The organism is Phormidium sp. CCY1219 (assembly GCF_055795085.1).
In genome coordinates this window covers 1-12820 of record NZ_JAYFEQ010000339.1, presented here as the reverse complement: position 1 = coordinate 12820, position 12820 = coordinate 1, and the positions used below count along the sequence as shown (strand labels likewise).

Below are 12820 nucleotides of genomic sequence, written 5' to 3'. Positions count from 1 at the left end.
CTGGTTTTATGCCGGTCCATTTTTTTGAGGTCATAGAGCGACACTCTCGGGGTCATAGAGAACTTTTCACTGTCCAGTATATAAAATCTGCTGCAAAAGATGCTTTGAATTTATTGGTCAAAAACCCTAACAATTTAGCAACAGAAGCATTTTTACAATGGCAAGAAAACCGGCCTAAATATCAAGTTTTAATCGAAAACAAACGATTAGAAGATAAAGCAAGAGATTTAGGGACTACCATAGAATTAGTTAAAGAAAAAGAACGTAAAGAACAGGAGCTAAAAGAGCAGGAATGGCAGAAAAAACTTGCAGAAATTCGCGCCAACTTCCAGGGCAAAAAACGGTAGGGCGAGTCTCGGTTCCAGCCCGGGGACCGCGTGGTTTGCTTGATAGAAGGCTGGCCCTACACCGGCCAAATTGGACAGGTAGAACGATCGCTAAACACCAAAACGGTGTATGTTCGATTCCCTGATGGTTATGTAACCATTCAAGGTGACGATAAGTTTGAGTTGCAGCCACAGAGTGATTCACGTTGAGGGATTTGCCTGAGTGCGACCCAATCCCGGAGCCATCCCGGCCAATGCCCTAGCTCAGTCAGTGGCGATCGCATCCAAAGTCTGACAACTCTGGGTTACATCGTGGCGGATTGGCTTGAGATGCGATAAGTTTACGGCATAGCTGCGCTGTGCAGCACTGTCGGAGTAAAACCTATCAGATTTAGAGTCCCTTCAAACCGACAGTGCGATCGCCACCCAAACTGGCAGAACCGGCAGTTATCCGATGAACCCGGCCCCAGGTCTCGCACCGCGTAGCTATACTCTAGGCTATCGTTCCCGTCGAGTCGATGTTCGTCAAGCCTGGTGTCACGCTTGTCGAATGGGGAATCGCCTAGGTCAAGATGTTGCCCGGGTTAAGAGATATCGCCGAGTTGATTTGCTCAAGAAGCTGAGTTTGCCAACTGCCTCGTTTCCCGAGGTGATGTTCCTGTTTATTGTTGGCCGAATTAGCGATCGCCTTGACTGCTTTCTAATCGTTGGAGTGATGGTCGGCGGGTGGCATCCGAAGGCCATTGCTAACCTTGACGGGTCCTCGATTGCAAAGGAGCGAATAAGGGCTCGAATGAGCGCCGGTGTAGTTCTTGTTCGAGTCCGAGGCTCTGTGGCGATTGGCTCCAAATTGTGTCGGGTCGGTCCGTTGGCGATCGGTCTAAATCGGTCAGTGGCGATCGGTCCAAATTATCTTGGGTTAGGTGGTGGTTTGCGTGAAATTATCTTGGTGGACGGCAAGCGATTCTAACTCGGTCAACCAATATGGCAAAGTTATCGATTACGGCTTCGGTGATGTTGCCATGAACTGGAAACTCTATCAACAGTGATCGCAACTGGTGGACCCGACCAACGGGCAACGGTTATCCCTTCGGTAACAGTTTTGCCAAGGCATCCAACCCATCTAAATGATTGCGATTTGGTGAATCATCGAGTGGTTTTGGATTTGCATGAGAGCGACGAATTTCTTCCAAGATTTTCGCCGCTTCTTCCTTGGCTTGAAGTTGGGCCTTGAGGGACATTTTGTTCCTCAAGACCTCAAACGACTGTGCCATTATGTTCAACCTCCTTTTGTTAATTTGCTTAGGTGAGTTTCATATTCTTTTTCAGCAATACGAATATGGGTTTCGTACCAGCGTTTATTTCCGGTTTTGTTACCACCCACCAATAAGATAGCAGTTCGGGTTGGATCGAAGGCATACAGGATCCGGTAGGGATGACCTTGAGTGCTTTGAACCCGCAGTTCTCGGATATGGCTATATTTTTTGCAGCCATTGATTTTCGAGCTATGAGGTGAACGGAGAGTAACGCCCTCTTCTTCTAGCACAGTAACCATAGTGTCAACTTTAATTTGGTCAGCCTCGCTCAAAGTTTCCCACCAAGCAGCGAAAGTATCGGTGTTATCAACAGAACACCGATTTGGGTTTTGAACGTCAGTATTTACAGTAGCCGCAAACTTTTTATCGGTTGTGTTCTGGTGTTGTTTTTTCGCTTTAGTGACCATTCGCTACCCCTATTTGGACAAACGGACATACCATTCCTCTCGGAACTCAGTATGCACGACAGGGTAGACGGGTGGATACTACATAACACTAGAACCTAAATAATTGAACCTCTCTACAATAACGAGAAAAATCTGAACTGTCAAGCACTAATTGAAGATTTTTTAGAAATTTGTCTGAAATGCCCACCCTACTGGAAATAGAGCCTCCATAACAGTCCGGTACAACCAAGGGAAAGGCGTCTTCATGTCTGCTAACACGGCTGATGAAAGCGGCGCTTGTATCGCTCACGGATGCCCGGGTGTTGACTCGGGTTGCAACATCGGTCCTTGGAGGCCGAGGAAGATTGGCAAAAATTTGAGACGGTTTGGGAGAAACTGGATAACAACGAGTGAAGCGCTCGCCTCCCGATAACTGTCACCTTCGACACTTATCCGACAAACCGGCAACCACCCCGACAGCCGATCACCCCCCGAGATAACTGCCAGCCTTAACAGTTACTTGCGATCGCCCCCAACTTCACCCGGTCCCGCTCAACTCATCCGCATATCTGATTCGGCCAACTCATGCAGAGGAATCCAACCCCATCACGCGGTCTGCCTTCCCATCCAGAGCCGGGTCTTGCTCGTGTCCGGCTGCTTTCATCCCGCGCTGATATCCAGGGCGCTCACTAATCCTTGCCAACCACGCTTTGATGTGGGGCCGGTTGTCAAAACCCAAGTTGTAAAACGCCTTCATGGTCGCGAATGGAAAATGCATCATGATGTCGGCGGCTGTGAATTCGGCACCGGCGAAGTAGTCCGCTTGGGATAGGCGATTTTCGACCATTTCCAGATGGCGATCGAGCCGTTGTCGCAGGACAGGAAGCATTGGAGAATTGTTATCCGCTCCCACAGCCATCCCCGCCATCCAGTTGACCATACTCCAACTCATCAAGCTGGCATTGGCGTAGTGGAACCAATAGAGGTAATCCGGATATTGAGGTGATGCGACGGGTACAGCCAACCGTCCTTCCCCGTAGCGCCCTAGGATATATTCGATGATGGCTCCCGATTCACCTAGCACTACCTCGTCATCAACCAGCACCGGCGCAGTGCCAACCGGATGAACTTCTTGCAGTTCCGGGGGAGCAAACTGAGTCACCGGGTCTCGTTGATATAACTGTAATTCATACTCCAATTCCAGTTCTTCTAACAGCCAGATTATCCGCTCGGACTGGGAAACGTTGAGATGGTGGACGGTTAGCATTGTTTTATTGATGGCTTTTAATACTGAAAATATCACGCTTAGGGATTTGAGTAAAACTCTTATGCACTGGCAATCATGGGAATTCTCTGGTTTGGGGTGAGCCACTGATTTGCACGTTTTGAGGTTGATGCGATCGCCTCGGACAAACTGTCGGAGCCAACACTTATCCAACCCGGTCCCAGTTGCGATCGCCACCCGAGATAACTGTTACCTCCGACAACCCGACCGCCCGCCGTCGAACCCAACCCCGCCCATTCCCGCGAAGCCGCTACCCACAGAGTCCAGGTTCCCCCGAACTGAATCGGCTGAAATCCTGGACAACCGGGAGATACAGAAACTTAACAAAATATCAAGGATGTTATAACGCCTGGTCAGGTTATAGTGACAGAATGACTCCATCCACCTTGCAGATTCCTGAACTCGTCCAGACCCTACGCAAGCGCATGAACCTCTTTCAGGAGAAGTTTCCCGCTCGTCGCTCGTCTTGGTGTAGCGATTACTATTTTTGAGGATTTTCTAATGACAGTTAAATCGCTATTTATAATTGCAACTTCCATCATAGTTTGTTTTAGCACTTATGTTGGTGCTGCTTATGCTGACCCTGAAACCATCCAATTGAATATTTCCTCTGGTAATTGTCCCAGCAGTATTATTTCAAATATCAGAGTTTTAGAAGGAGATAGTGGAGGTTATAGAGTAATACGAGAAACCTTTGATGTTAAAAACTTTGTAACAGATTCTTCTTTTGAAAGAAAAGATGTTGGTTATATATTTCAAGGAACCTTGACAGGAAATTACATCTCTTGTAATTCTGATACCTGGTTCTCAGATAATACATCGACTAAAAGGTTAACATTCTCTGATGGCAAGTTAAGATTAACGTATCAATACCGTGAGACTGGCGCACGCATGATAACGATACCACTTAAAGCCTATGTTTTTAATAACCAATTTATTATTGATTTAGAAGCATATCGACGGAGTGCAGATGAGTTAGAAGGGGTCTTAATGGATCATGATGATTAGGAAAATTTATAGCAGATTATGCCCCCTGCCGTACAGTTTCTGAGGTCCTGACAGTTATCCGACAAAGGCAACCCATCCGATAGGCGATTCCCGAGATAACTCTCAGACCCGACAGTTTGCGGGTGAAGATGACCCAGATGCGATCGCCTCTAAACTGTCACCTCCGACAGTTATCCGACAACTCCGACAAACCCGACAACCGCCTGCCGTCGAACCAACCACACCCCGAAACACCGGACTGAATCGGCTGAAACCCTGGATAACTGGGAGACACAGAAACTTAAGGAAATATCAAGGATGTTATAACGCCTGGTCAGGTTATAATGACAGAATGACTCCAACCACCTTGCAGATTCCTGAACTCATCAAGACCCTACGCAAGCGCATGAACCTCTCCCAGGAGAAGTTCGCCGCTCGACTCGGTGTGTCTTTCCAGACCATCAACCGCTGGGAGTGTGGACGAGCGACACCCTCACCGATGGCGATAAAGCTGATTGAGTTGCAGTTGCGGCAGATGGGGAAGCAGGGAGCTGATTTGTTGGAGGCTTATTTTTCGGATTAGCGTTACGACCCAGACTGGCTGATATCTAACCAAACCACTATAAGTAATCGTACAGACCGAATGTTTGAGCAAACTTTTAAAAATATTGATGATGTCCTCTGGAAAGAGGCCGGTTGTGGCACGGAACTCGATTACACCGAGCAAACTTCTTGGCTGCTGTTTCTGAAGTATTTGGACGATTTAGAACAGGAACGCTCCCAAAAAGCTGAGTTAGTGGGCAAGTCTTATGAGTTCATCCTGGACGAAGCCTATCGCTGGTCTTATTGGGCTGTGCCGAAGTTGCCCACAGGAGAAATCGATCGCAACAATGCTTCAACCGGCGATGATTTGATTAATTTTGTTAATGATAAGTTGTTTCCCTACTTGAAAGGATTCAAGCAACGCGCCGCTAGTTCGGACACTATCGAATATAAAATTGGCGAGATTTTTGGGGAAATCAAGAACAAATTCCAAAGCGGTTACAGTCTGCGGGATGCCCTGGAACGGATAGATGAGTTGCGGTTTCAGACTCAACAGGAGAAGCACGAACTATCCCATCTCTATGAAACCAAAATCAAGAACATGGGGAACGCCGGACGCAATGGCGGGGAATATTACACGCCGCGTCCCCTGATTCGGGCCATGATTAAGGTGGTCAAACCCAAGATTGGCGATCGCATCTATGACGGCGCTTGCGGTTCGGCTGGGTTTTTATGTGAAAGTTACGACTATCTCCGGCAAGGCAAGCTCACCACGCAACAGCTTGAGCTACTCCAAACCGGGACATTGTTTGGCAAGGAGAAAAAGAGCCTCGCCTATGTCATCGCCATCATGAATCTGATTTTGCATGGCGTTGATGCACCGAATATTATTCACACCAATACCCTGACTGAAAACCTCAGCGACATCCAAGACAAAGACCGCTTTGATGTCATCCTCGCTAACCCGCCATTTGGAGGGAAAGAACGGAAGGAAGTGCAGCAAAATTTCCCGATTAAAACCGGAGAGACTGCGTTCCTGTTTTTGCAGCACTTTATCAAGATTCTGAAGGTTGGCGGACGGGCTGCCATTGTTATTAAAAATACGTTCCTCTCGAATTCCGACAATGCCTCTCGTGCTTTGCGGCAAGAGCTTTTGAGTAGCTGCAACTTGCACACGATTTTAGACTGTCCCGGTGGTACGTTTATCGGGGCTGGAGTGAAAACTGTGGTGCTGTTTTTTGAGAAAGGTGACCCCGCTAGTTCTGTCCAGGGAATGCCTTTATTTTCTGGGGGGAAATCTCCCACTGAGGGAATGGCGACTCGCAAAGTCTGGTACTACCAGCTAGACCCAGGGCGGAACATGGGCAAAACCAATCCGCTTAATGATGACGATTTGCGCGAGTTTGTGGAGTTGCAAGCTACGTTCGCGGACTCGGAAAAATCTTGGTCTGTGGATGTGGCGGATATCGACTGGGAAACCTGCGATTTGTCGGTGAAGAATCCGAATAAGGCAGAGGAAACAGCGTTGAGAGACCCGCAGGAAATTTTAGATGAGATTGCGGCGTTGGATGAGGAAAGCGCAGAGATTTTAGCAGGAATTGGGGGGATGTTGTGATGAAAATGTGGGAAACAAAAAATCTTGGGGATGTTTGTTATCTTGTTGGAGGTGGGACTCCATCTAAAAGTAACAAAGAATTTTATACCGGAGATATTTTCTGGGCTACTGTTCGAGATATGAAAAATGAAATTATTTCCCAAACAGAATGTAAAATAACAGAAGAAGCTGTAAAAAATAGTTCAACTAATGTAATACCCAAAGGAAATGTGGTTATTGCTACGCGAGTAGGATTAGGTAAGGTTTGCCTACTGGCTCAAGATACTGCTATCAACCAAGACTTAAGAAGTATTATTCCCAAAGATACTAATAAAATAAAAGTTAAATATTTATTTTATTGGCTTAAAAGTATATCCCATCTAATCGTAAAGGCAGGTACAGGAGCCACTGTACAGGGGGTAAAAGTACCGTTTTTACAATCCTTACAAATACCTTTGCCCCCCCTCCCCGAACAAAAGCGGATTGTGGCAATTTTGGATGAGGCGTTTGAGGGGATTGATGCGGCCATTGCGAACACAGAGAAGAACCTCGCCAACGCCCGCGAACTGTTTGAAAGTTATCTGAATGGGGTCTTTACCCGGAAGGGTGAGGGCTGGGTTGAGAGTACAGTGGAAAATCTTGTTAAAGAAAAAATTTTAGAAAAACCTTTAGATGGTAATCATGGGGAGATTCATCCTAAAAAAGCTGATTTTGTCAAAATGGGAGTCCCGTTTATAATGGCCTCAGACCTTGTAAATGGAACTGTCAATCAAACAAACTGTAACTTTATTTCAGAAAAACAAGCTGGATGTCTCCGAAAGGGTTTCGCTAAAAACGGAGATGTTCTTTTATCTCATAAAGGCACTATTGGACGTTCAGCAATACTTGAAACGGGTGGCGATTATGTAGTCTTAACACCTCAAGTTACTTATTACAGAATTTTAAATAAAAAGCACCTATATAATCGTTATCTGTATTACTTTTTTAGAGGCTCTGAATTTCAACAACAAATTACTAAAATTGCGAGTTCTGGTTCAACTCGCGCATATATTGGTATTACCAAGCAGTTGGAGTTAAAAATTGCTTATCCGCCAATTGATACTCAAAAACATTATGCAGAAAATTTTGATTCTCTGATTTTAGAAACCCAACGCCTCGAATCCATCTACCAGCGCAAACTCGAAGCCCTCAAAGAACTGAAGCAGTCCATCTTAGAGAAAGCATTCACCGGAGAACTCACCGGCGACGTGGCTAAAGAAGTAGCAGAAACTTCTAAGGAGATTGCCGCATGAACGAAGCAGAGACCCGCGCCGAACTGATTGACCCGGCCCTGAAAGCTGCCGGTTGGGGGGTTGTCCCGGACAGCCGGATTCGTCGCGAGGTCATCGCCCCCGGTCGGTTGTTGGGTGGTGGGAAGCGGGCCAAATCGGAATATGCCGATTATGTCCTGGTCTATCGCAATCAGAAACTCGCCGTGATTGAAGCGAAAAAGCGGGAGTTGCGAGATACCGAAGGGGTGGGACAGGCTAAGAAATACGCTGAAAAGTTACAAATCCGGTTCGCCTATTCCACCAACGGCAAGGGCATCTATCAAGTTGATATGCTCACCGGGGCGGAAGGTTACATCAGCCAGTATCCCAGCCCCGAGGAACTGTGGGAGGCAACATTCTCGAAAGCCAACGAGTGGCGGGACCGCTTCGCAGTTATCCCATTCGAGGACAAGAGCGGCACTTGGGAAGCGCGGTATTATCAGCACAACGCCATCACCCAGGTTTTAGAGGCGATCGCAGCGGGACGAACCCGGATTCTGCTGACGATGGCGACGGGGACCGGGAAAACCTTCATTGCCTTCCAGCTTGCCTGGAAACTGTTCCAAAGCCGATGGAACCTGAGCCGCCAACCCACCCGCCGTCCCCGGGTTTTGTTTTTGGCCGATCGCAACATTCTGGCAAACCAAGCGTTTAACTCATTCTCAGCCTTCCCCGATGATGCCCTAGTCCGTATCGACCCGGACGGCATCCGCAAACAGGGCAGAGTTCCGAAAAATGGGAGCGTCTTTTTCACCATCTTCCAAACCTTCATGACTGGGAAAGATGCCGAGGGAAACCCCGCGCCCAACTTTGGCGATTATCCACCGGACTTTTTCGACTTCATCATCATTGACGAGTGCCACCGAGGGGGCGCGAACGATGAGAGTTCCTGGCGCGGCATCCTGGACTACTTCGCCCCAGCGGTTCAGTTAGGACTCACCGCCACCCCCAAACGGACCTACAACACCGATACTTACGCTTATTTTGGCGAACCCGTCTACACCTACTCGCTCAAAGATGGCATTAACGATGGATTCCTGACCCCGTTTAAAGTTAAGCAGTTTGAAACCACTCTGGATGAATATCTCTACACTCCTGACGATACGGTTATTGAAGGGGAAGCCGAGGAAGGCCGACTCTACACCGAATCCGACTTTAACCGCATCATTGAGATTGAAGAACGGGAAAAATATCGCGTCCGATTGCTGATGGAAAGTCTCAACCAGACCGAAAAAACCTTGGTTTTCTGTGCCAACCAAGACCACGCGCTGGCAATTCGCGATCTCATCAACCAGATGAAAGTCAGCACGGCTCCGAACTACTGCGTCCGAGTCACTGCGAATGATGGCGAGATTGGAAACAAGTTTCTCAAAATCTTTCAGGATAACGAGAAACGGATTCCCACCATTCTCACAACATCTCACAAACTATCCACCGGCGTGGATGCCCGAAACGTCCGGAATATCGTGCTGTTGCGTCCCATCAAGTCAATGATTGAGTTCAAGCAGATTATCGGACGGGGCACCCGGTTGTTTGAGGGGAAAGACTATTTCACCGTTTATGATTTTGTAGGGGCCTATCAGCATTTTAGTGACCCTGAATGGGACGGCGAACCGGAAACCCCGACACCGATAACCCCCCGAGAAAAACGCCTCCCTGCCGAAAGCCAGAACCTAGAATCGGAACCGACAGAACCGCAGGAACCGGCGCAACGGCAAAAACTGAAAATCCAACTCGCTGACGGCAAGGAGCGCGAGATACAGCACACAATGGCAACTAGCTTTTGGAGTGCTGACGGGAAACCGCTATCCGCCGCTCAGTTTATCGAGCGGTTGTTTGGAGACCTGCCGGAACTGTTCCAAAATGAGACCGAACTGCGCGAACTGTGGAGTCTGCCCGACACCCGCGAGAAATTGTTAGAAGGTTTAGCCGAGAAAGGTTACGGCCCCCAGGAACTAACCGAAATCAGTCGAATTATTGATGCTGAGAAAAGCGATATCTATGACGTGCTGGCCTATATCGCCTACGCCTCAACTCCCATCAGTCGCAGGGAACGGGTCATGGGCCGCAAACTCCAGATTTTGTCACACTACAACGACAAACAACAGGAGTTTTTAGAGTTTGTCCTAGACCATTACATGAATCAGGGGGTGAGCGAACTCCATCCCGAGAAATTGTCTCAACTGATAGAACTCAAGTATCGCAGCATGGCTGATGCGGTGAAAGAATTGGACAGTATCCGCGATATCCGCCAGCTTTTCATTGGTTTCCAACGATACCTCTATGAAAAGGAGGATGCTGTAGGATGAGCAGTCTCAGGCTATGGAGAAGAATGCGATCGCCTCCTCCAACTCCGAACCAACCCGGCCCCACCAGTCCGCACCGGCTTCCAGGGGTTCCGGTTTCCCAAACTGTCAGCACTGAGAGTTTAGCCAACCGCTATCGGACCGGCGGGCAGTCGCGAAGGGTCTTGGAACCAGCGGATAACTGTTGGAACTGGCAGTTATCTGGGTGGGACCGATGGTGGGACCGATGGAGTTGGACGATAACTGTCGGAAGTGACAGTTATCTGATGAAGACCAGGACCGATGGTGGAGGAGAATCACCGCTCAGAAAACCGCCAACCCGTTGCGGACCGACCGACTGAGGTAGTTGAATTAAGTCGCCATCTTGGGGGCGATCGAGACTTTTCCCTTAAACCAGTGAAGATAAGGTTATGACGGAATCAAACCAAACACCTGAAGAAGCGAAAATTTCTCTGATTCAACGGATTAAAAGAGGTGAGAAGAATCTGAGCGGGATTGACCTGAGCGGGGTTGACCTGAGCAGGGCTAATCTGGACGGGGTTGACCTGAGCGGGGCTGACTTGAGCAAGGCTAATCTGAGCGGGATTGACCTGAGCGGGGCTGGCCTAAGCAAGGCTAATCTGAGGGAAGCTAATCTGAGTTCGATGGATTTGATTTTAGCTAACTTGAGTGGATCTAACTTGAGTCGGGCTGAGTTGAGTGGAGCTAACTTGGGTGGATCTAACTTAAGTTCGGCTAACCTGAGTCGGGCTAAGTTGAACTCGGCTGACTTGAGTTGGACTAAGTTGAATTCGGCTGACTTGAGCTGGGCTGACTTGAATGGGGCTTACTTGGATTCGGCTGACTTGAGTGGGGCTAATCTGAGTTGGGCTAATTTGAACTCGGCTGACCTACGTTTTGCTAACTTGAGTAGGACTAAATTTGAAAATGCCACAGTTACCCAAGCTCGTTTTGGACAGAATGAAGGCATTGACGAAGCTCTAAAAGCGGACCTCATCAAGAGAGGGGCAAAATTTTAAAGATACTCCAGGAGATCGCTCCTCCGTCCTAACCCCCGTCTAACCCAGCACCTTCCCACGGTTAAAGCGAATCGCCTCCCCCGATAACTGTCAGCCCCAACACTTATCGGAGCAAACGGATAGCGGACTGTCGATGCGCCTCCCGGTAACTGTCGGCTTTGACACTTATCCCGCGAACCTGGACTAGATGCGATCGCCAACTGTTAGCCGTGGCAGTTATTGGGGCAAGCTGGTATTGGACTAGCGGGGCGATCGGCCAGATAGCCGAAAACGCCGAGCTACTGCCGCCCAGTGACAACGGGTTCACAAATCGAAGGAGTGGGGAGAGAGTCAGTGCGATCGAACTCAACTGCTCTAAACTAAGTAAATCTAAATAGAGATGAAAAATGACTCAACCTGCTCAACCTACTGATTATCATCATTGGCAGTATTTTTTGGCTTTAGAAAATGATTTGATTAATGTATCACGTTATATTGAATTTAGTAAAGTTACTGAAGTCGATAGTAAGAATGCTAAAGTATATTCTATTGAATTAGTTAGGATATTTTTTGCGGCTTGTGCTGAATGCGAGAATATCGGTAAAAGTCTTGCCCATATAAGAAAGGGTGACCTTTATGACATTAGCGATGAAATATTTTCTTTGGGGAACACAAATTATGCTATAATACCTTTTCAACAAATTTCCTGTCCTGCTCATAGTTTAACCTTTACTCCTTGGCAGAAATGGTCACTGGATAAAATAAACCACCCAATTACTCTGCCCAGACTGGTTTACCAACATCCTGCATGGTGGACACACCACAATAATGTAAAGCACAATCGAGTCACCGCTTATGAGGAAGCTAACTTATTGAATACTTTAAATGCTGTTGCTGGTTTAATGTGTTTGCTATTCCATGATATATTCAATGATATGGGAAGGTCTATCCCTCTAGAAGAATTAACAAGGAAAGGTTATGCTAGGGGTTACACAATAAGTCTTCCTCCTTCCTTAGCACCAAAACTTTTCATTCCTCAAGAATCAGGTATAGGATTTGGTGGTCAAAATTGGACTTGGGATGAATATAGTTAGTCATTCAAGAAGTAGGAGATATGTCAGTTTTATTGCATTTAAGCTGTTGACTGTCTAAATTAGGAAGCAGAAAATTATGAAACTCTTGGAATGCAGGCATCTCGCTCGCTAGAAGTACCCAGTTTAAATGCCAAACAGCTTACCAATTAAAGTATTTACCTTATCTAACTGGAGACCAAAATGGCTATTATTACTGATTATCATCACTGGGAATATTTTTTGAGCTTAGAAAATAATTTGATTAACTTGTCACGCTACATTGAATTTAGAGGGGTTGATAATCCAACAAGTATTAATGCTTGTGCATATTCTATTGAATTAACTAAAATATTTTTAGCCGCTTGTGCTGAATGCGAAAACATTTTAAAAATTTTAGCTCCTTGTCCTCCTTCAATCACTAAAGAAAAATATAATATAAAGAAAATTAAAATTAATTTGGAAGATAATTTTAGTCCAATTTTCAATCAATTGGTTGATACTAATATTTATTTACCTACTTACAATATTTGTTTTAATCCTTGGCAACATTGGAAAACTCAAGATTCTCCTCCTAGATGGTGGTCAGCGCATAATAGAATAAAACATAATAGAACTCAACCTGGACAGTGAAAAGTTCTATGAGATCATTATCAAGGGGCTTTTAACGGTCCAATGCGTCTGTGTATGGCCATCTGC

The 12820-nt window shown here is 46.8% G+C and carries 12 protein-coding genes; 9 read left to right on the top strand and 3 right to left on the bottom strand.

From position 1 onward, the window contains the following. A partial coding sequence (locus AC0QH1_RS06075; RefSeq protein ID WP_324630043.1) for a hypothetical protein occupies nt 1–347 on the top strand: 347 nt, incomplete at its 5' end. A gap of 1061 nt (nt 348–1408) precedes the next feature. Here the strand turns inward: AC0QH1_RS06075 and AC0QH1_RS06070 are convergent. From AC0QH1_RS06070 to AC0QH1_RS06060, 3 genes are all read right to left on the bottom strand, one after another. After that, entirely contained in the window at nt 1409–1600 is a 192-nt protein-coding gene (locus AC0QH1_RS06070; RefSeq protein ID WP_324630041.1) for a hypothetical protein, read from the bottom strand. A gap of 5 nt (nt 1601–1605) precedes the next feature. Next, nucleotides 1606–2049, bottom strand: coding sequence for a type II toxin-antitoxin system RelE/ParE family toxin (locus AC0QH1_RS06065; protein ID WP_324630040.1), 444 nt, complete (start codon nt 2047–2049; stop codon nt 1606–1608). A gap of 562 nt (nt 2050–2611) precedes the next feature. Continuing rightward, nucleotides 2612–3295, bottom strand: coding sequence for a glutathione S-transferase family protein (locus AC0QH1_RS06060; RefSeq protein ID WP_324630039.1), 684 nt, complete (start codon nt 3293–3295; stop codon nt 2612–2614). Between the two features lie 519 nt (nt 3296–3814). Here AC0QH1_RS06060 and AC0QH1_RS06055 point away from each other — a divergent pair. The 8 genes from AC0QH1_RS06055 to AC0QH1_RS06020 all read left to right on the top strand — a co-directional run bounded on the left by AC0QH1_RS06055 (nt 3815) and on the right by AC0QH1_RS06020 (nt 12754). Continuing rightward, the gene (locus AC0QH1_RS06055) at nt 3815–4321 is read left to right on the top strand and encodes a hypothetical protein (RefSeq protein ID WP_324630037.1); all 507 of its coding nucleotides are present in this window, start codon (nt 3815–3817) and stop codon (nt 4319–4321) included. Between the two features lie 331 nt (nt 4322–4652). Then, nucleotides 4653–4883 (top strand): helix-turn-helix domain-containing protein, encoded by a 231-nt coding sequence (locus tag AC0QH1_RS06050; protein ID WP_324630036.1) that lies wholly within the window; start codon nt 4653–4655, stop codon nt 4881–4883. Nucleotides 4884–4943: 60 nt separating this feature from the next. Continuing rightward, nucleotides 4944–6458: a type I restriction-modification system subunit M gene (locus AC0QH1_RS06045; protein ID WP_324630035.1), complete on the top strand. Its 1515-nt coding sequence runs from the start codon at nt 4944–4946 to the stop codon at nt 6456–6458. Continuing rightward, a complete protein-coding gene (locus AC0QH1_RS06040) occupies nt 6458–7729 on the top strand; it encodes a restriction endonuclease subunit S (protein WP_324630034.1) in 1272 nt (423 codons plus the stop codon). Before AC0QH1_RS06045 ends, AC0QH1_RS06040 begins: the two co-directional genes overlap by 1 nt. Then, nucleotides 7726–10056 carry an EcoAI/FtnUII family type I restriction enzme subunit R gene (gene hsdR / locus AC0QH1_RS06035; protein ID WP_324630033.1) on the top strand — a complete coding sequence of 777 codons (2331 nt, stop codon included), beginning with the start codon at nt 7726–7728 and terminating at the stop codon, nt 10054–10056. The genes AC0QH1_RS06040 and hsdR overlap by 4 nt, the downstream gene beginning before the upstream one ends. A 407-nt stretch (nt 10057–10463) precedes the next feature. Next, a complete protein-coding gene (locus AC0QH1_RS06030; RefSeq protein WP_324630031.1) occupies nt 10464–11072 on the top strand; it encodes a pentapeptide repeat-containing protein in 609 nt (202 codons plus the stop codon). Between the two features lie 386 nt (nt 11073–11458). Next, nucleotides 11459–12145, top strand: coding sequence for a hypothetical protein (locus AC0QH1_RS06025; RefSeq protein WP_324630030.1), 687 nt, complete (start codon nt 11459–11461; stop codon nt 12143–12145). 180 nt (nt 12146–12325) lie between these two features. Next, complete coding sequence (locus AC0QH1_RS06020) at nt 12326–12754, top strand: hypothetical protein (RefSeq protein WP_324630029.1); 429 nt, start codon at nt 12326–12328, stop codon at nt 12752–12754. The last annotated feature ends 66 nt before the right edge of the window (nt 12755–12820 follow it).

Bases quoted from the DNA above. Each gene is read 5' to 3' on its own strand.
- AC0QH1_RS06025 (WP_324630030.1), top strand. From the start codon at position 11,459: ATGACTCAACCTGCTCAACCTACTGATTATCATCATTGGCAGTATTTT.
- AC0QH1_RS06070 (WP_324630041.1), bottom strand. From the start codon at position 1,600: ATGGCACAGTCGTTTGAGGTCTTGAGGAACAAAATGTCCCTCAAGGCC.
- AC0QH1_RS06020 (WP_324630029.1), top strand. From the start codon at position 12,326: ATGGCTATTATTACTGATTATCATCACTGGGAATATTTTTTGAGCTTA.
- hsdR (WP_324630033.1), top strand. From the start codon at position 7,726: ATGAACGAAGCAGAGACCCGCGCCGAACTGATTGACCCGGCCCTGAAA.
- AC0QH1_RS06055 (WP_324630037.1), top strand. From the start codon at position 3,815: ATGACAGTTAAATCGCTATTTATAATTGCAACTTCCATCATAGTTTGT.
- AC0QH1_RS06065 (WP_324630040.1), bottom strand. From the start codon at position 2,049: ATGGTCACTAAAGCGAAAAAACAACACCAGAACACAACCGATAAAAAG.
- AC0QH1_RS06060 (WP_324630039.1), bottom strand. From the start codon at position 3,295: ATGCTAACCGTCCACCATCTCAACGTTTCCCAGTCCGAGCGGATAATC.
- AC0QH1_RS06030 (WP_324630031.1), top strand. From the start codon at position 10,464: ATGACGGAATCAAACCAAACACCTGAAGAAGCGAAAATTTCTCTGATT.
- AC0QH1_RS06045 (WP_324630035.1), top strand. From the start codon at position 4,944: ATGTTTGAGCAAACTTTTAAAAATATTGATGATGTCCTCTGGAAAGAG.
- AC0QH1_RS06050 (WP_324630036.1), top strand. From the start codon at position 4,653: ATGACTCCAACCACCTTGCAGATTCCTGAACTCATCAAGACCCTACGC.
- AC0QH1_RS06040 (WP_324630034.1), top strand. From the start codon at position 6,458: ATGAAAATGTGGGAAACAAAAAATCTTGGGGATGTTTGTTATCTTGTT.